The following is an 18,145-nucleotide window of genomic DNA, read 5'->3' on the forward strand; positions in this document are numbered from 1 at the left end:
TTATGTGCCGACTTCGCCGTTGCGTGTCCCGCAGGACACACATTCGCCGGGTCGACACACATTCGCGGCGATTCAGCCACCGCCTCCGGACTTACGCCTGCGCATCCCCCACACCCCGATCGCCGCGACGGCCACGACGCTGACCGCGGTGAACCACGGCAACCCGATCGCCACGATCAGCGGCACCGACAGCGCGGTGATCAAGCCGCCGCCGAGAAACGGCTCGTACGGTAGCTGTTTGTAGCCATAGGCGTTCGCGGTCGAGGTCTCCCGTCGGGGATCGACCATGTCGGCGAGGACGAAGCCGGTCGCCACATTGCCCTGCGACTGCCCGAAGTCGGCGATGGCGTGCTCGAACCAATCCTCGCCGTGGAATCGACGCCCCAGCCAGATCAGGCAGACCACACTCCACCCGACACCGACGACGGTGAACACGACGATCGCCGGGACGTTGGAGCCGATGGTCGCCAGCGACATCGTCCCGATCGCACACACCAGCAAGACGTCGAGCGCGATCGACGAGATCCCTTCGACCGCACGCTTGTCGACCCGATGGGCCTGCCCGGTTCTCGTCACCACCCATTGCACGATGAACCCACCGATGACCGCCACCGGGAACAACGGCATCTTGTCGAGAATGTCGGAGCCGAGTGCGGAGACGATGGCGCGCGCTCCCCACAGGATTCCGACCGACACCAGGATCGTCACCCCGATCAGGGCGAAGGCGAGGGTGGTGGGGTGCAGACCGGTGTCGTTGGCGGGCTTGGCATCCGCGGGGACCACGTGGATGTCGTCGACGTCGTAGTTCTCGTCGGACCGGAGGGGCTCGTTGCGGCGCAGCGGTATTCGCGGATGACGAACCGCCCAGCGCACGAGCATCGATCCGACGACCACACCGGTCACCATGCTGATCGTCGCCAGGCCGAGCCCGATGTCGACGAGTTCGGGAGCGCCTTCATCGTCGAAGACCTGACCCATGCCCGCGATGGTGCCGTGACCGCCGGCAAACGACATCTCCAGCAGCGAACCAGCTTCGGCGGGTAGTCCGAAGAAGGGAGTGAGGACCAGGAGCACCGCGAGACCGCCGAGAGCGAACTGTCCGAACGACAGGAACGCACCGAACAACGCGTGCGGTGCCGCGGCGTCCCACAGGGCCCGCGGGCTGGGCAGCGTCTTGCCGAGCATGATGGCCGCGAAGACCACGTTGATCATCAGTCCGGGGATGACCCGCCAGACTTCGATGACCTCCGAGGGGAACAGACCGTGGCTGTCGGTGAGCCGGCCGAGCACCTGAGGCCCGAGGAACAACACCAGGAATCCCGACACCACGCTCGCCGGGATGAACAAGGTGTGCAGGAATCCGACCTTCATGCGCACGATCCACCCGACGACGAGCACCACGCCGAGGATGGCCAGCGACAGTCCGACGGTCTGGGCGTTACTGAGTTGCGCGAGCACTACCGCACCCCCGATTCGGCTGCATGCATCGCCCCATCGTAGGCATCGGCGTCGGTGGCGGACATGTCGACACCGCTCTACGGATCTCTACGCCCGTCCGAACTTCTCCCGATACTCCCGCGGCCGCATGCCGGCGTGTCGTGCGAACAGGTCCGAGAACGCGCCACCGTCCTGGTAACCGACGGCCCGGTGGATCTCGCCAAGGGTGCGGTCCGTGGTCGCCAGAAGGTGCTGCGCACGCCGGGTGCGGGCCCGCTGAAGATGGGTCAGCGGCGACTCGCCGGTCTCGCGCTTGTAGTTCCGGAGCAGCGTTCTGGTACTCACCGAAAGTTGCGCCGCAAGGTCTTTGAGGCTGTAGGGCTCGGTGAGGTGACGCTCGAGGTGGCGTTGAGCCTGCGCGGCGAACGACGCCCCGGCGGGCGGCAACAGCGCGGTGTCGACGTAGGGCGTCTGGCTGCTGCGGGCGTCATCGAGCAGCGCGATCCGCGCGGTGCGCCGCGCCACGTCGACGCCGTGGCGACTCTCGATGAGATCGATGACGAAGTCGTACATGGCACTGAACGCAGCGGTCGTGGTGACCCCGCCGTCGGTGACGACAAGTCTTTCCGCATCGACGACCGAGCGCGGAAAGGCTTGTTGCAGAGCATCCGCGAACAACCACGCCGTGGTGACCGTGCGGCCGTCGAGTACGCCGGCCGCCCCGAGGAGGAATGCGCCGACGCAGACCGAGACAACGGGTCGGCCATCGCGGACGTACCGGCCGATCATCTCGATCTCCGGCGCCAGATCGGCGAGTCTGCCCGAAACATTCTCCCCGGGAACGAATTCGAATCCGGGGATCACCACCACGTCGAGGTCGTCGCGGGCTGGGGACACATGCAGCGGAACGTCACCGGAGGCAACCACGCGCCTGCGTGGCGAGACGATCGAGGTCACCAGCGACGGCTCATGATGGTGTGCCCGGGCGACGTGGCCACCCATGGTGAGCACGTCGGTGATACCGAAGATCTCCGAGGCAAAACATCCCGGGTAGGCGAGGATGCCGACACGCGTTACGTCAACCATGTTCCCCCTCAACGGTTTCAGAGCCTCCGAGCAGGGCCGCGGTCAGGTGTGCCACGATCTCGTCTCGCGCCCGGATCGTCGGATGACCGGCCTCGTCGACGAGGTGGGCGGTCACCACGCTGTGCGGGGTGCCGACGACGTCGGCGAAGAACGGCGGCGGACTCGGATTCGCCGACGACCCCGGCAGCACGCGCCCATCGAAGCGGTCGCCGAGCAGCTCGGTATAGGCGGCGAATCGTGCTGCGGTACACCATCGGTCGGTGTCGAACCGATAGCCGATCACCCGCAGGTCGTCGGCGTCGAGCCTGCGGCGCAGGGCGTGGCCGTCGGCTTCGGACAGTTCGAGACCGCCCGGGTCGTCGAGCGGCAGTGACGGGTGATTGATGACGGCCGCGACGACCGAGTCGTCGAGCATCATCGTGAGGGCGAAGTTGCCGGTGAAACACAACCCGACAGCGCCCACACCCGGCCCACCGCATTCGGCATGCGCCGCCCGCGCGAGCGCGCGCAGCGTCGTCGCGATCGGGCTCGTACCGCCCCCGGCGAAGGCATGGAACTCCCGGCTCACGCACGCCCGCTTCATGATCGCCGTGCCCGTCTCGGTCCGCGGATACGCTCCGTCCACCCCGAACAACGACGGCAGGAAGACGGTCAGTCCGGCGTCGCGTATCCACCGACCGAATCGCAGCACGTCGGGGCTGATGCCCGGCATCTCCGGCATCAACACCACCGCAGGGCCACTGCCCGAGGTCCACACCATCAGTTCGTCGCCGTCGAGATCGAAGCGGCGAGCAGTGAAATCGGTCATCGGATCATCGGTCGCGGAGGTCGGGGTCATGTCCTCAATGCTCGGTCATCACCAGGTCACGACGACAGTGGCGGGATCGCCATATTTTAGGGTGATCCCGCCACCATACATCGGACGTCGTGGAAAATGGGGTTCATGCCCGACGACCTCCACTTCTATTTCGACCCCGTGTGCCCGTTCGCCTGGATGACCGGTAACTGGGTGCGACAAGTGCAAGCGCAACGGAGCTATTCGGTCGACTGGCGGTTCATTTCTCTACGCCAACTCAACGCGCACATCGACTATGCGGCCCACTTCCCACCGGAGTACGAGGCCGGGCACACCGCGGGACTGCGCCTGCTCCGCGTGTGCGCGAGCGTCCGACGTGAACATGGGCGCGAGCTGATGAATCCGCTGTATCAAGCCTTCGGTAGACGGATCTTCGACGAGCACACCGGCACCTACCTCATCGAGGGCCGCGATGCGCGGGGCACCGAGGACTTCCTGCGGCCCGTCCTGACCGAACTCGGGCTTCCCGCACACCATGTCGCGGCCCTCGACGACACCTCACTCGATGCCGAGATCCAGGCCGAGACCGACGAGGCCCTCGCATTGACCGGACGCGACGTCGGCACGCCGATCATCCATGTCGAACCGCCCACGGGTGTCGCCTTTTTCGGTCCGGTCATCAGCCGCCTGCCCGACGACGCCGACGCCCTCGAGTTGTGGGATCACGTGGTCGGCCTCGCTCGATTCCCGGGCTTCGCCGAGCTCAAGCGCAGCCTCCGAGAAAAGCCACAGCTCAAGAGTTTCGGTGTCGACGTCGACGCCGTCGGCGAACAAGAGGACTGGCACGGCGGGTCTCGGCGGACCAAGCACTGACGGGCTGGTTACTGTTTCCTCATGACGACCGACTGGCGAGCAGCCCGCGCCGACGAGGTGCGCACCCTGATCCTGCAGGCCGACCCCGACATCGGCGAAGAGATCAAGTGGCGCAAGCCCTCCAATCCCGATGGCGTACCGACATTCTCGCTCGACGGACTGATCTGCACCCTGGAGACCTACAAGGACAAGATCAAGGTCACCTTTGCGCAGGGGGCTTCGCTGCCCGACCCGGGACAGGTCTTCAACGCAAGCCTGACCGCCGGCACCCGCCGGGCCGTCGACATCAAGGAGAACGATCAACTCGACGCCGACGCGTTCGTCGAACTGATCCGCGCGGCGGTGGCCCACAACCGGAAGTAGATCGTCCCCACCCGTGTTCCTCCGACCTTTCTACACAGGGTAGCCTTAGCTAATTCTGAGGGAAGGCATGGTCGTGATCGAGGCCGCAGCAGCCCCGGTGCCGTTCATCGGTGCCGGCGCATTGATGACGATGCTGCTCGCGCTCGCCGTGCTGCTGGCCTCGGCGATCGCGCTGGGCTGGCTCGCCCGGCGCATCGGCCTGCCCGCGGTGGTCGGCGAGATCCTCGCCGGCGTCATTCTGGGTCCGTCCATCCTCGGGCAGGCGTGGCCATGGCTGCAGCACACCCTCTTTCCGACCGATGCCGCCCGGCTGAACCTGATAGACGCCATCGGTCAACTCGGAGTCATCCTGCTCGTCGGATTGGCCGGCGCCGAACTCGACCTCGCATTCGTGCGGCGCCGCACCAGCGTGGTGACCTCGGTCGGGGTGTTCGCGTTCGTCGTTCCACTCGGCGCGGGCATCGGGGCCGGATTCCTCATCCCCGCGAGCATGCGCGCCGACGACGTCTCCCCCACGGTGCTGGCGTTGCTGCTCGGGACGGCACTGTCGGTCAGCGCCATCCCGGTCATCGCGAAGATCCTCACCGAGATGGGGTTGTTGCACCGGAACATCGGCCAGTTGATCCTGGCCGTCGGCAGCACCAACGACGCGGTCGCCTGGGTACTGCTGTCGATGACGTCATCGATGGCGACCGTCGGGTTGCGCAGCGGCAACGTCGTCGCCGCACTCATCGCGACCGTCGGTGCGATCGGGGTTGCGGTGTTCGTCCTCAAACCGCTCATCCGGCCGCTGCTGGACAAGCTCGAGAACACCGAGGCGGCAACGGGATACCTCGTCCCGGTCTGCGCCACCCTCGTCATCGCCTGTGCCGCCGTCACCCAGGCACTGAACCTCGAGGCGATCCTGGGCGCCTTCCTCGCCGGCGTGGTGATCGGTCCGCGCCGACCCGCCCTCATCGAGCCGCTGCGCCTGGTCACGATGACCGTGCTCGCGCCGATCTTCCTGGCGACCGCCGGCCTGCGGGTGGACCTGCGTCTGCTGGCCGATCCTACGGTCGCTCTCACCGCCGCGGTACTGCTGGTGCTCGCCGTCACGTCCAAATTCGCCGGCGCCTACATCGGCGCGCGCCTGGTGCGGCAAACCCGTTGGGAATCGGTGGCATTGGGATCGGGACTGAACACCCGAGGTGCCGTGGAGATCGTCATCGCGATGACCGGATTACGCATCGGGGTGTTCTCGGCCAGCGTCTACACGGTGATCGTGCTGATCGCCATCGTCACCTCCGTGATGGCACCGCCGATGCTCAAGTACGCGATGTCGCGCATCACCAGTACCGAAGAAGAACACGTCCGCGAGGCGCTGCGACGGGTCTGACGCACTCCCGGGCTCAGTGCCGCAACCACGCCGCCGCATCACCGGGGAGTTTGCCGTCGACGAGCCCGGCACTCGAGAGCAGGACGGCCGCACAACTCGGCAGGGACAACGCTCGGGTCCCGGTGTTGACCCAGCACTCGAGAGGGCCGCGGCGGAATGCGACGGCGTCGCCACCACTGTCCAGCCAGACCAGATCCTCGGCGCCGCACCACAGTTGATGCCGAATCCGAAGAGCCGCACGATACAGCGTGAGGAAGGAATCGGGATCGTCGACCTGCTCGTCGTGGGTCAGCCCGGCCCATGACTCCGGTTGCGGAAGCCAGGCCGGTACCGCACCGTCGGGCGAGAATCCGAGGTTGGCGCCCGCCTGTGCGCCCCACGGGAGCGGGACGCGGCATCCGTCCCGCCCGGGATCGGTGAAGTCCGACTGCACCCACATCGGGTCCTGTCGCACGCGTCCGTCGAGGTCTTCGACCTCGTCGAGTCCCCATTCCTCACCCTGATAGATGTATGCCGTTCCGGGCAGCGCCAATTGGAGAAGCGCCGCCGCCCGGGCCCGACGACGACCCAGGTCGATGTCGGGAGCCTGATAGGGCCATCGACCACGATCCCAGTCGGCCTCCACCGGATGCAGGGGCTGGTGGCGCGCATACCGCGTCACCACCCGGGTGACGTCGTGATTGGACAGCACCCACGTCGGCGGCGCCCCGACATCGCGCACCGCCTCCCGAGCATCGTCGATCACCGTGCGCAGTGCGTCGGCCCGCCACGGCGTGCGCAGGAAATCGAACTGGAATGCGGTGTGCAACTCGTCGGGCCGCAGATATCGGACGAGCCTGTCATTGTCGGGAACCCAGATCTCACCCACGAACACCTTCGGCGGATCGTAGGAGTCGGCGATGGTGCGCCATCCGCGGTAGACCTCGTGCACGGAGTCCTGATCCCACGCCGGATGGGCCTGCACATGCTGGCTCGAGGCGATACGCGGCCCGGCGTCGGCGAGATCGGGCTGCTTCATCAGCCCGTGTGCCACGTCGATCCGGAATCCGTCGAGTCCACGATCGAACCAGAACCGCAGGACGTCCTCGAATTCGGCGACGACCTCGGGGTTGGCCCAATTGAGGTCGGGCTGATCGGGGGCGAACAGGTGCAGATACCACTGGCCGTCCGGCAGCCGTGTCCAGGCGGGCCCGCCGAAGCAACTCACCCAGTCGTTGGGAGCGAGCGACCCGTCTTCGCCTCGGCCGTCCCGGAACACATACCGCTCGCGCGCCGCCGCATCCCCGGCGAGCGCGGCCCGAAACCAGGTATGCGCCGACGACGTGTGGTTGGGCACGATGTCGGCCAGAATGCGCAGACCGAGGCGGTGTGCCTCGTCGATCAGCGTCTCGGCGTCGGCGAGCGAACCGAAGTCGGGGTGGATGGCACGGTAGTCGGCGACATCGTAACCGCCGTCGGCCATCGGCGACGGATACCACGGATTGATCCACAGGGCGTCGACCCCGAGATCTGCGAGGTAGGGCAGTTTGGACCGCAATCCGGCCAGGTCACCGACGCCGTCGCCGCTCCCGTCGGCGAACGAACGCAGATACACCTGGTAGACCACCGCGTCGGCCCACCATGGTGCGCCGACACTCTCCTCGACGTCGCCGATCGACTGACAACTCACGGACATGTGCGTGTTCCTTTCGTTCGGTCGCGGCCGGGGTGTGGACGCACCCCCCTATACGTAAACGTTTGCGTCGAGTGTGCGGACCACCCGAGCGGGTGTCAACACGCGCGCACGGCCCCATCGCCGCCGTCACGTTCATCAGGACATCGACGACGACGCGTACAGTCGTGGAATGGCCAGCGGGTGGTCGGTGAACATGGCCGATGTGGCGCGACACCTGGGCGTGTCGACCGCCACCGTATCTCGGGCTCTCCGAGGCGAACCCGGCGTTTCCGCGGAGACCCGCGACCGTATTCGCAAGGTCGCCGACGAACTCGGCTACGTGGTCTCGCCCGAGGCTTCCGGACTCGCACGCGGTGCCACCGGCCGCGTCGGAATCGTTTTGCCCCGCCTGGATCTGTGGTTTTACGGATGCCTCGTGGCCGGTATCGAGGAATCCCTGCGATCGGCGGGTCTCGACTGCCTCATCTACTGCCTCGACTCGGCCGACCAACGACGCTCCTTCGCCGCCGAGCTGCCTCTGCGCCGCAAGGTCGACGCGGTGATCGCCGTGGCCTTTCCCAGCTCGGATATCGCGTGGAATCGGTTGGACAACATGCACATCCCGGTCGTCACCGTCGCGACACGGGTGGATCGGCATCCGTATGTGGGCATCGACGACGAGCTCGTCGGCCGGCAGGCAGCCCGTCACCTGGTGCGGCTGGGTCATTGCCGGATCGGCATGATCCGCGGACTCGATCCGGACGGCATCCATTGGCAGAGTGACGACGACCGCGCACGCGGATTTCTCGACGAGCTCGCCTCGGCGGGCGTCGAGGATCCGGCGCGCTTCATCGTCTCGGAGACCTCGGGTATCGACGGCGGCACCCTCGCCATGGAGTCCCTGTTGGGCGCGAGCGAACTCCCGACCGCGATCTTCTGCACCAGCGACGAGCCGGCCATCGGCGCCCAGCGAGTACTTCGTCGCGCCGGAATCCGGGTGCCCCAGTCGATCTCGTTGATCGGCGTGGATGATCAGCCGATCGCCGAGGCCGCCGACCTCACCACCATCGCCCAACCCGTCATCGAGCAGGGGCGCACCGCCGGACGTCTGACCGCCGATCTGATCTCCGGCGCCACCGCCGTGCCGATGCGCACCCTGTTGCCCACGCGACTGGTCGTCCGCGGATCGGCCGTCTCACCGCCGCCCGCCGACGGGCTGCGCGTCACCTCTCCGCACACCCCGTAGTAGCGATTTCGCCTCACCCCTTGACTCCACGGGAGATTGCGTCGATAGTACTTAGCGCAAACGCTTGCGTGACATGTGACACACAGGAGATCACTTGTGAACGAGACCAAGGACGCCCCCTCACGGGCCGGTATCCGCCCTCGCGGCGGGCGCCGACGACGCGGCACGACACTTGCCGCGCTCACCCTCGCAGTGGCGCTGTCCGCGGCCGGGTGCAGTGGATCGTCGGGCGACGACTCGACGGGCACATCGATCTCCTACTACGTCAACGCCGACTCGGTCACGAGCTCCAAGGAAGCTGCCGCCACGTGCAGCAAGGACTCCGGCGGCCGCTACCACATCGACGTCGTCACCCTCCCCAAGAGCGCCGACAACCAGCGCCTGCAGATGGCGCGCAGACTCGCCGGGGGAGACAAGTCGCTCGATCTACTCAGCCTCGACGTGGTCTGGACCGCCGAATTCGCCAACGCCGGCTGGCTCCGTCCGGTCCCCGACTCCATCGCACAGACCATCGAGCAGACCACGCTCGCCGGTCCCCTCGCCACCGCACTATGGAAGACCGCCGCCGACCCCGAGGCCCGGCTGTACGCGATCCCCGCGTGGACCAACACCCAACTGCTCTGGTACCGGCCGGATCTGATGGAGCGCTACCTGGGCTCCGCGACACCCCCGACCACCTGGGACGAGATCCTGGCCGACACCGAGAAGATCCGTGCCGCCGGCGGACCGAGCTGGATCATGGTGCAGGGCAAGCAGTACGAGGGACTCATGGTCTGGTTCAACTCGGTCCTCGCCAGTGCAGGCGGCGCCGTCCTCGATCCCGCCAATCCGACCCACCAAACCCTCACCGACACACCCGAACACCGGGGCGCGACGATTCGTGCGCTGACCGTCATCAAACAGGTCGCCACCGCGCCCGGCCACGACCCGTCCATCTCCAACTCCGACGAGTCCTCCGACCGTCTCGGCATGGAATCGGGGAAGGCCGCCTTCGAGCTCAACTGGCCGTTCGTCTATCCGTCGATGCGGTCCAACAGCGCGGCCGGATCGGTCCCCTTCCTCCCCGAGATGACCAGGTATGCCTCGCAATTGGCCGAGGGAGCACCCGACCCCTCGCCGGCCGAACTCGCGGAGATGACCGCCGTCGTGGCAAAGAAGTTCGCATTCGCCCCGTACCCCGGTGTGATCTCGGCAGAAACCGCCCGGACCACACCCGGCGGCACCAACATCGCGGTCGCATCCACCTCGACTCATCCAGAGCTCGCGTGGACTGCGGCGCAATGTCTCACCAACGCCGCCTCGCAGCGCACCTACGCCGTGGACGGCGGCAATCCCCCGACGCTGTCGGCGGTCTACGACGACCCAGCCTTCAAGGAGGTCTACCCCATGGGCGACATCATTCGTGATCAGCTCACCGCACAACACTCGTCCCCTCGACCGGCTTCTCCTCAGTACCAGACCATTTCGACGTTGATCACCGCCAAGCTCAGCCCGGTCGGCGCCTGGGACCCGGCCGCCAAGGCCGACGACCTCGCCACTGCCGTCGACAACGCACTGCGCGGAGAAGGGCTCGTCCCATGACCGCCACCACGGCAGCCGCTCCGAGGCGGAGTGAGGGTAAGAAGGCCGAGCGTCGGTTGGCGTTCTGGTTGGTGTTGCCTGCGGTGGTGATGATGGCGGTGGTGACGGGGTATCCGATTGTTTATGCGGTGTGGTTGTCGTTGAACAAGGCGAGTTTGTCGGCGCCGGGTAAGCGTGAGTTTGTGTGGTTCGCCAATTACGGGACTGTGTTGTCGGATGGGTATTGGTGGACGGCGTTCGGGGTGACGTTGGGCATCACGGTGGTGTCGGTGGTGATCGAGTTCGTGTTGGGGTTGGCGATCGCGTTGGTGATGCATCGAACGTTGTTCGGGCGGGGCACGATTCGCACGGTGGTGTTGATTCCGTACGGGATTGTGACGGTCGCGGCGGCGTTCTCCTGGTATTACGCGTGGACGCCGGGGACGGGGTATCTGGCGAATTTGTTGCCGGATGGGAGTGCCCCGTTGACTCAGCAGTGGCCGTCGTTGGCGATCATCGTGTTGGCCGAGGTGTGGAAGACGACCCCGTTCATGGCGTTGTTGTTGCTGGCGGGGTTGGCGTTGGTGCCCGATGATTTGTTGAAGGCCGCTCAGGTGGATGGGGCGGGGGCGTGGACGCGGTTGTGGCGGATCATTTTGCCGTTGATGAAACCGGCGATCCTGGTGGCGTTGTTGTTCCGCACGTTGGACGCGTTCCGGGTGTTCGACAACATTTATGTGTTGACCGCCGGGTCGAACAACACCTATTCGGTGTCGATGCTCGGCTACGACAATCTGTTCAAGGGTTTCAATCTGGGTGTGGGGTCGGCGATCTCGATCCTGATCTTCGTGTGTGTGGCGATCATCGCGTTCATCTTCATCAAGGGGTTCGGTACTGCGGCACCGGGCTCGGACAACGAGGGGAGGTAAGGGGCGGTGAAGACCGGTACCAAACCGAAAGTGTGGTGGGCGATCGCCAACCTGGTGGTGATCCTGTATGCCATCATCCCCTTGTTGTGGATCGTGAGTTTGTCATTCAAACCCGCGTCGAGTGTCACCGACGGCTCGTTCATCCCGAAAGAATGGACGTGGGACAACTATTCGTCGATCTTTTCCACGAGCGCGTTCACCTCGGCGTTGATCAACTCGATCGGTATCGGGTTGATCACCACGGTGATCGCGGTGGTGTTGGGTACGATGGCCGCCTATGCGGTGGCCCGGCTGGACTTTCCGGGTAAACGCCTGCTGATCGGCGCAGCGTTGTTGATTGCGATGTTCCCGCAGATCTCGCTGGTCACCCCACTGTTCAACATCGAACGCACCCTGGGGTTGTTCGACACGTGGCCGGGGTTGATCCTGCCCTACATCACCTTCGCGTTGCCGTTGGCGATCTACACGCTCTCGGCGTTCTTCCGGGAGATCCCGTGGGAGTTGGAGAAGGCCGCGAAAATGGATGGCGCGACCCCGTTCCAGGCGTTCCGGAAGGTGATCGCCCCGCTGGCGGCGCCGGGGGTGGTGACCGCGGCGATCCTGGTGTTCATCTTCGCGTGGAACGACCTGCTGCTGGCGTTGTCGTTGACCTCGACCGAACGGGCGATCACCGCGCCGGTCGCGATCGCGAACTTCACCGGGAGTTCCCAGTTCGAGGAACCCACCGGGTCGATCGCCGCGGCCGCGGTCGTGATCACCATTCCGATCATCATCTTCGTGTTGTTCTTCCAACGTCGAATCGTGGCCGGGTTGACCTCCGGCGCGGTGAAGGGATAAACCCATGGCAGACATCGTTTTGGACCACGTCAGCAAAACCTATCCCGACGGCTCGACCGCGGTACACGAGGTGAATGTGGATATCGCCGACGGCGAGTTCATCATCCTCGTCGGCCCGTCCGGCTGCGGGAAATCAACCACCCTGAACATGATCGCCGGGCTCGAGGACATCACCAGCGGGGAACTACGGATCGCCGGGCAACGCGTCAACGAACGCGCCCCCAAAGACCGTGACATCGCCATGGTGTTCCAGTCCTACGCCCTGTATCCGCACATGTCGGTGCGGGAGAACATCGCGTTCCCCCTGACCCTGGCGAAACTGTCGAAAGCCGAGATCGCCGCGAAGGTCGACGACGCCGCCCGCATCCTCGACCTGGGCCCCTACCTCGATCGCAAACCCGCGAATCTGTCCGGTGGGCAACGCCAACGCGTCGCGATGGGCCGGGCGATCGTGCGCTCGCCGAAAGCGTTCCTGATGGACGAACCCCTGTCGAACCTGGATGCGAAACTCCGGGTGCAGATGCGCGCGGAGATCTCCCGGCTGCAACAACGGTTGGGTACCACCACCGTGTATGTCACCCACGACCAAACCGAAGCCATGACCCTCGGTGACCGGGTCGTGGTCATGCGCTCCGGCTACGTCCAACAAATCGGGTCTCCTCAAGAGCTCTACACCCACCCCGCCAACATCTTCGTCGCCGGGTTCATCGGCTCACCGGCCATGAACTTCTTACCCGGACGACTCGGCGCCGACGGCATCTCGACCCCCATCGGCACGATCACCCTGCACGACCGGCAACACGTCGCCGATGCCGCCGGCCGGGTCAACAGCACCGGGGAGGTCCTCGTCGGTATCCGCCCCGAACACCTCGAAGACGCCCACCTCATCGACACCGACACCCGCTCCCACGGCATGACATTCACCGCCGGGATCGACGTCCTCGAATCCATGGGATCAGACAACTACGCCTACTTCCGCATCGACTCCCAACACACGGCGAATGACGCACTCGCCGAACTATCCGCCGACTCCGGCGCCACCCTCGGCGGCGGCGAAATGATCGCCCGACTCTCCCCCGAATCACACATCCGCCGCGGCAACACCGCCGAACTCTACTTCGACCCCACCAAAATCACCATCTTCGACCAACAAACCGGCACCAGCCTGCGTGGGTGACACCCTTACCCTGATGGCATGACCACTCCGGCCGCCGGTCGTCATCTTCATGCCGTCCCCGATCTCCCCGACCTCCCCGCCGCCCTCGGGGAGGTCGGGGACTCCACCGTCGAGCTCATGCGGGGCGGCGTCGAGCTGCGCATCGAACTCGACGACATCGAACCGCCGATCTGGCGCCGATTCCGAGTCCCGGCGAACATCGCACTCGACGATCTGCATCTCGTCGTACAGGCGGTGATGGGTTGGGAGGATCGCCATCTGCACCAGTGGACTCGCGACAATGATCCGCGTGCTCGCGGGCTGACCAGTTACAAGCCGACATACGCCTTCGCCGACTGGGAGACCGATGAGGACGAGCGTGACGAGGCCGGGGTGCCGTTGGCAACCCTGCTGACCCGGGTCGGCGACACACTGTTCTATCGCTACGATTTCGGCGACTGCTGGGACCATCGACTCACGGTGGAGGCGATCACCGCCGCGGCCCGACGGCCGGAATGTCTGGCCGGGGAGCGCGCGTGCCCGCCCGAGGATTGCGGTGGCACAACGGGTTACGAGCTGTTACTGGCGGTGCGCGCCGATCCCGACCATCCCGACCGCGACTGGCTCGCAGGCCACGCCGACGCCGTCGATCCCGAACTCTTCGATGTCGACGCGGTCAACGACCGCCTCGACATCCAGTCCCGAGCAACCCGGGTCTTCGGCGTCGTCGCGCACGTCAGCCCCCTGGTTGCGACCGTCACCACCCGACTGACCCCGACGCTGTCCCCGGACTTCTCCCGTGCGCTGATCGACTGTCGGCTCGATGAGCCGATCGACGAGATCCCCTCGGACGCCGCGTTACTCCTCGACGCCATGGGCGTCCTGATCCGCCACGCCGCGGCGGGCATCACCCTGACGAAGTCCGGGTACCTGCCGCCGTCGGTGGTGGGTGAGTTGCGGTCCCTGATCCCCGGCACCATCGGTGAGTCCAATCGGGAGGTCGACCACTACCAGGTGACGATGCTCCGTGAGTACACCCGCGACATGGGCCTCGCGCGTGTACTCAAGGGCCGCTATGTGGCAACGAAACTCGGCTCACGATGCGCCGCCGACCCGAACCTGTTGTGGCGCACCGTCGCCGAACGCTTTCCGCTCGGCAAGAGTGACGCCGACCACGACTACGGTGTGCTGGAGCTCGTCCTGGTGGCCGGGGGTGTGGTCGACCGCGCGGGGCCGGTCGCCCACACCATGTCCGCTCTCGGTTGGCGTGCGGGCGATCCGCGGGACAGCATGGGCGACGCGTACTCCCCGACACGGCGTTTCTTCGCGCTGCTGGGGGTCGAACGACCGTGGAAGTGGAGCAAACTCCCACCTCCGACACTGTCCCCCACCGTTCGGGCGCTCGCCCGAACCGCCCTGCTCACGCACCGTTGACCCTCGACTCGGCTCGCCCTGTAGCGTCGAACCCGCACACTTGTCGAGAGCGGGGGCCGCAGATGTCGAAGATCGTGTTGTTCGGGGCGACGGGATACACCGGGAGGCTGACAGCCGCCGCGCTTCGGGCGCGGGGTGTCGAGCCGCTACTGGCCGCCCGCAACCGGTCCGCCTTGGCCTCGGTGGCCACCGACATCGGCGGTGCCGACACCGCCGTCGCCGATGTCACCGACCCGGCATCGGTTCGCGCACTGCTGGAATCGGGTGATGTGCTGATCAGCACGGTCGGCCCATTCCTGCGGTACGGGCGGCCCGCGCTCGACGCCGCACTCGACGCCGGTGCGCACTACCTCGACTCCACCGGCGAGGGGCCCTTCATCCGCGCCGTGTTCGATCGGGACGCCGAGGCCCGCGAGAAGAAGATCGGGCTGCTCAGCGCCTTCGGATTCGATTATGCCCCCGGCAATCTCGCCGCCGGCCTGGTCCTCGCCGACACCCCCGCGGCGACGGGGGTCCGAATCTGTTACGGCATCGTCGATCCCGGCACCAGCGGCGGCACCCGGGCGTCGATGGCCGGCATGATGTTCGAGCCCGGATTCTCGTTGCGCGACGGGCGACTTCGTCCGGCACGTCTGGGAGAACGCGTGCACACCTTCACCGTCAATGGCGCCTCCCGCACCGCGGCATCGATTCCGGCGTCGGAGCATCTCGCCCTGCCCCATTCGTATCCGGACCTGCGTGACGTCGACGTCTACCTCAGCTCGCCGCCGGCCGCGGCACGCGCCCTGCAGATCGGTACCCGGGTCACCTCGATCGCCGCGCAGATCGCTCCGCTCAAGGCCCTTGGCGACGCCGTCCTCTCCCGGGCCGTGAAGGGATCGACGGGCGGACCGACCGCGGAGCAACGGGCGAGCACGTCGTCGTGGATCGTCGCAGAGGCGCTCGACGCCAACGGCGCGGTGCTGGCGTCGACGACGCTCACCGGTGTCGATCCCTACACCTACACCGCCTCGATCCTCGCCTGGGGCGCAGATCAGGCACTGTCCGGCGCTTTGCGCGCCGTCGGCGCACTCGGCCCCGTCGATGGCTTCGGCCTCGAAGAACTCACTGCGGGCGCAGCCGAAGCGGGATTGACGGCCCAGTAGGGACCGACGTCCGGGCAGACGAGCGGTAGTAGAGTCGACCTCGGGCCGGGGCCTGTCGAACACCGAAGTGGAGACCGCGTGCGGGTGCTGGTCGTCGACGACGACGCAAATGTCGCCGAAACCGTTCGCCGGGTACTGGCCACCTCCGGATGGAACGTCACGGTCAGCGGCGACGGTCTGGACGCCCTGGCCCAGGCGAGCGCCGAGGAATTCGATGCGATCGTGCTCGACATCATCCTGCCCGGTCTCAACGGTTTCGAGGTGGTCCGCGAGTTGCGGCGGCGTGAGGTCTGGACGCCGGTGGTGATGCTCTCGGCCAAGGACGGCGAGTACGACCAGGCCGAGGCCCTCGATTACGGGGCCGACGACTACCTGGTCAAACCCTTCTCGGTGGTGGTGCTCAACGCACATCTGCGGGCCGTGGTGCGGCGCGGTGGCCGGGAGCGCCCCGCCGTGCTCACCGCCGGAACGCTCAGTCTCGACCCGGCCCAGCGGGTGGTTTCCCGCTCCGGGCAGGTCATCACGCTGACACCGCGCGAATACTCGGTACTGGAACACCTGATGCGCCACAAGGGTACCGTCGTGTCCAAACATTCCATCCTGCAATCGGTCTGGGACGAGAACTACACCGGAGACGAGAACATCATCGAGGTGTACATCGGCTACCTCCGCCGCCGTATCGACCAGCCGTTCGGGGTGTCCTCCATCGAGACCGTACGCGGGGCCGGCTACCGGCTGCGGGAGGACTGAGCAGGGTCTCGGTCTTCCGGCGACAGACCGTCGTGTGCCGTCATCGGTAGTCGTACAACGAATTCGACACCGCCACCGGTTCTCTCGGCCACCGCGACGCTGCCGTCGTGGGCCCGGACGATCTCCCGCACGATGGCCAGGCCGAGCCCGGCACCGGATCCCTGACGCCGGTCGGCGTCGACTCGGGCGAACCTGTCGAAGATGCGCTCGCGCTGCTCTTCCGGGATGCCCGGACCGTCATCGCCGACGGTGATCACCGCGTCGTCACCGTCGGCGCGCAACGATAGCGACACCCGGGAGCGGGCGTATCGGGCGGCGTTGTCGGTGAGGTTGCGGACGGCGCGCGCGATCATCTCCCGGTCACCGGCCACCCGAACGGGTGTCAGATGCGGCTCCACCACAACGGTGTTCGACGATCTGAGCCGAGTGATCTCGGCGCCGACGATGTCATCGAGGTCGACCTCGGTCCGCTGCAGTGGCAGTCCGCGTTCGTCGGCGCGGGCCAGCAGCAACAGGTCGTCGACGATGTGTTGCATTCGTCGCGCCTCGGGAAGCAGCACGGCCCGAACCGTTTCCGCGTCGATCGCGGTGTGGGAATCGTCGGCGAGGTCGAGGAGTCCGACGACGGTGGTCAGTGGGCTGCGCAGTTCGTGGGAGGCATCACCGACGAAGCGCAGTTGTGCGTCGTGGCTGGACTCCAGTCGACGCAGCATCCCGTTCATCGTCACCGCCAGCGCTCGGATCTCGTCGTGCGCCTCGGGTACCGGTACGCGTTGGCCGAGACGGCTCGCACTGATCTCATTGACCCGCCGGGAGATTCGTGACACCGGCCGCAGGGATCGGCCGACGAGGAGGTAGACGGCCCCGGCGCCGAGGATCACGACCATCGGCAGTTCGACGGCCATGATCGAGGCCATCGTCCATTCACTGCTGCGAATGCCGCTCGCGCGGTCGAGCGCGATGACCGAATAACGTTGTCCGGCATACCTGGCCGTCACGGCGGTCGCGCAGTACTCGCCATGGAATCCGGGGATGTAGACGTCGTCGGCGTAGACCGGCGAGTCGTCGGCCGGTACGGTGCCCGCCCCGGCCGACTGGTATCCGGCGAGTGTCACCGCGCCGGTCGGCGCCCCCGGTGAGGCCACCACGACCGCGCCCTGCTCGTCGAGCACCTGCATCACATCCACGCCGGCGCCGGGGGCGAGATCGTCGGAGTCGACGGCGGTGGGTCCGCCGTGGGTGATGGCGGCGGCGATCTGGTAGGCCTGCCGGGCGGTGGATCGATACATCGCGTCGGTGTTCGCGCGGTGCAACATGTACAGCGTCACCGCGCCGCCGATCCCGAGAGCCACGGCCACCACGATCGCCGCGATCACCGTCGACTGCACTCGTACACCCCATCGGGCGATTGGTGACGACAAAGATCTCTTCACTGCTCGGGATCTCTTCACTGCTCGGTCCGTCCCGCGTCCGGCGCCGCGAATCGGCTGGTAGAGGGCATCGA

General features: G+C 66.4%; 16 protein-coding genes. 11 read left to right on the forward strand and 5 right to left on the reverse strand.

Annotation, left to right across the window (positions count from 1 at the left end; genetic code table 11):
• Positions 1-72: 72 nt before the first annotated feature.
• The 3 genes from J6U32_RS26200 to J6U32_RS26210 all read right to left on the reverse strand — a co-directional run bounded on the left by J6U32_RS26200 (position 73) and on the right by J6U32_RS26210 (position 3,361).
• The gene (locus tag J6U32_RS26200; protein ID WP_208792830.1) at positions 73-1,458 is read right to left on the reverse strand and encodes a sodium/glutamate symporter; all 1,386 of its coding nucleotides are present in this window, start codon (positions 1,456-1,458) and stop codon (positions 73-75) included.
• Positions 1,459-1,545: 87 nt separating this feature from the next.
• On the reverse strand, positions 1,546-2,523 hold the full coding sequence (locus J6U32_RS26205) for a GlxA family transcriptional regulator (protein ID WP_208792831.1): 978 nt from the start codon (positions 2,521-2,523) through the stop codon (positions 1,546-1,548).
• A complete protein-coding gene (locus J6U32_RS26210; protein WP_208792832.1) occupies positions 2,516-3,361 on the reverse strand; it encodes a dienelactone hydrolase family protein in 846 nt (281 codons plus the stop codon). Before J6U32_RS26210 ends, J6U32_RS26205 begins: the two co-directional genes overlap by 8 nt.
• A gap of 96 nt (positions 3,362-3,457) precedes the next feature.
• Between J6U32_RS26210 and J6U32_RS26215 the strand changes: the two genes are divergently transcribed.
• The 3 genes from J6U32_RS26215 (at position 3,458) to J6U32_RS26225 (ending at position 5,930) form a co-directional block, all read left to right on the forward strand.
• Positions 3,458-4,192: a hypothetical protein gene (locus tag J6U32_RS26215; protein ID WP_208792833.1), complete on the forward strand. Its 735-nt coding sequence runs from the start codon at positions 3,458-3,460 to the stop codon at positions 4,190-4,192.
• A 21-nt stretch (positions 4,193-4,213) separates the two neighbouring features.
• Positions 4,214-4,555, forward strand: coding sequence for a DUF1801 domain-containing protein (locus tag J6U32_RS26220; protein WP_208792834.1), 342 nt, complete (start codon positions 4,214-4,216; stop codon positions 4,553-4,555).
• Between the two features lie 67 nt (positions 4,556-4,622).
• Positions 4,623-5,930: a cation:proton antiporter gene (locus tag J6U32_RS26225; RefSeq protein ID WP_208792835.1), complete on the forward strand. Its 1,308-nt coding sequence runs from the start codon at positions 4,623-4,625 to the stop codon at positions 5,928-5,930.
• Between the two features lie 13 nt (positions 5,931-5,943).
• On the opposite strand, the gene J6U32_RS26230 is transcribed toward J6U32_RS26225, so the two are convergent.
• A complete protein-coding gene (locus tag J6U32_RS26230) occupies positions 5,944-7,605 on the reverse strand; it encodes a glycoside hydrolase family 13 protein (RefSeq protein WP_208792836.1) in 1,662 nt (553 codons plus the stop codon).
• A gap of 169 nt (positions 7,606-7,774) precedes the next feature.
• Here J6U32_RS26230 and J6U32_RS26235 point away from each other — a divergent pair, with 169 nt between their 5' ends.
• From J6U32_RS26235 to J6U32_RS26270, 8 genes are all read left to right on the forward strand, one after another.
• Positions 7,775-8,830, forward strand: coding sequence for a LacI family DNA-binding transcriptional regulator (locus tag J6U32_RS26235; protein ID WP_208792837.1), 1,056 nt, complete (start codon positions 7,775-7,777; stop codon positions 8,828-8,830).
• 96 nt (positions 8,831-8,926) lie between these two features.
• Positions 8,927-10,411 (forward strand): extracellular solute-binding protein, encoded by a 1,485-nt coding sequence (locus tag J6U32_RS26240; RefSeq protein WP_244332390.1) that lies wholly within the window; start codon positions 8,927-8,929, stop codon positions 10,409-10,411.
• Positions 10,408-11,319: a carbohydrate ABC transporter permease gene (locus J6U32_RS26245; protein WP_208792838.1), complete on the forward strand. Its 912-nt coding sequence runs from the start codon at positions 10,408-10,410 to the stop codon at positions 11,317-11,319. The genes J6U32_RS26240 and J6U32_RS26245 overlap by 4 nt, the downstream gene beginning before the upstream one ends.
• A 6-nt stretch (positions 11,320-11,325) precedes the next feature.
• Positions 11,326-12,156 carry a carbohydrate ABC transporter permease gene (locus J6U32_RS26250; protein ID WP_208792839.1) on the forward strand — a complete coding sequence of 277 codons (831 nt, stop codon included), beginning with the start codon at positions 11,326-11,328 and terminating at the stop codon, positions 12,154-12,156.
• A 4-nt stretch (positions 12,157-12,160) separates the two neighbouring features.
• Positions 12,161-13,333 carry an ABC transporter ATP-binding protein gene (locus J6U32_RS26255; RefSeq protein ID WP_208792840.1) on the forward strand — a complete coding sequence of 391 codons (1,173 nt, stop codon included), beginning with the start codon at positions 12,161-12,163 and terminating at the stop codon, positions 13,331-13,333.
• Between the two features lie 18 nt (positions 13,334-13,351).
• Positions 13,352-14,746, forward strand: coding sequence for a plasmid pRiA4b ORF-3 family protein (locus J6U32_RS26260; protein ID WP_208792841.1), 1,395 nt, complete (start codon positions 13,352-13,354; stop codon positions 14,744-14,746).
• A 62-nt stretch (positions 14,747-14,808) separates the two neighbouring features.
• Positions 14,809-15,891 carry a saccharopine dehydrogenase family protein gene (locus tag J6U32_RS26265; protein WP_208792842.1) on the forward strand — a complete coding sequence of 361 codons (1,083 nt, stop codon included), beginning with the start codon at positions 14,809-14,811 and terminating at the stop codon, positions 15,889-15,891.
• Positions 15,892-15,969: 78 nt separating this feature from the next.
• On the forward strand, positions 15,970-16,641 hold the full coding sequence (locus tag J6U32_RS26270) for a response regulator transcription factor (RefSeq protein WP_208792843.1): 672 nt from the start codon (positions 15,970-15,972) through the stop codon (positions 16,639-16,641).
• Here J6U32_RS26270 and J6U32_RS26275 read toward each other — a convergent pair.
• Positions 16,620-18,029: a sensor histidine kinase gene (locus J6U32_RS26275; protein WP_208792844.1), complete on the reverse strand. Its 1,410-nt coding sequence runs from the start codon at positions 18,027-18,029 to the stop codon at positions 16,620-16,622. The two genes, J6U32_RS26270 and J6U32_RS26275, sit on opposite strands and share 22 nt — an antisense overlap.
• Positions 18,030-18,145 lie beyond the last annotated feature (116 nt).

Source organism: Gordonia polyisoprenivorans, assembly GCF_017654315.1.
GTDB classification, from domain to species: domain Bacteria; phylum Actinomycetota; class Actinomycetes; order Mycobacteriales; family Mycobacteriaceae; genus Gordonia; species Gordonia polyisoprenivorans_A.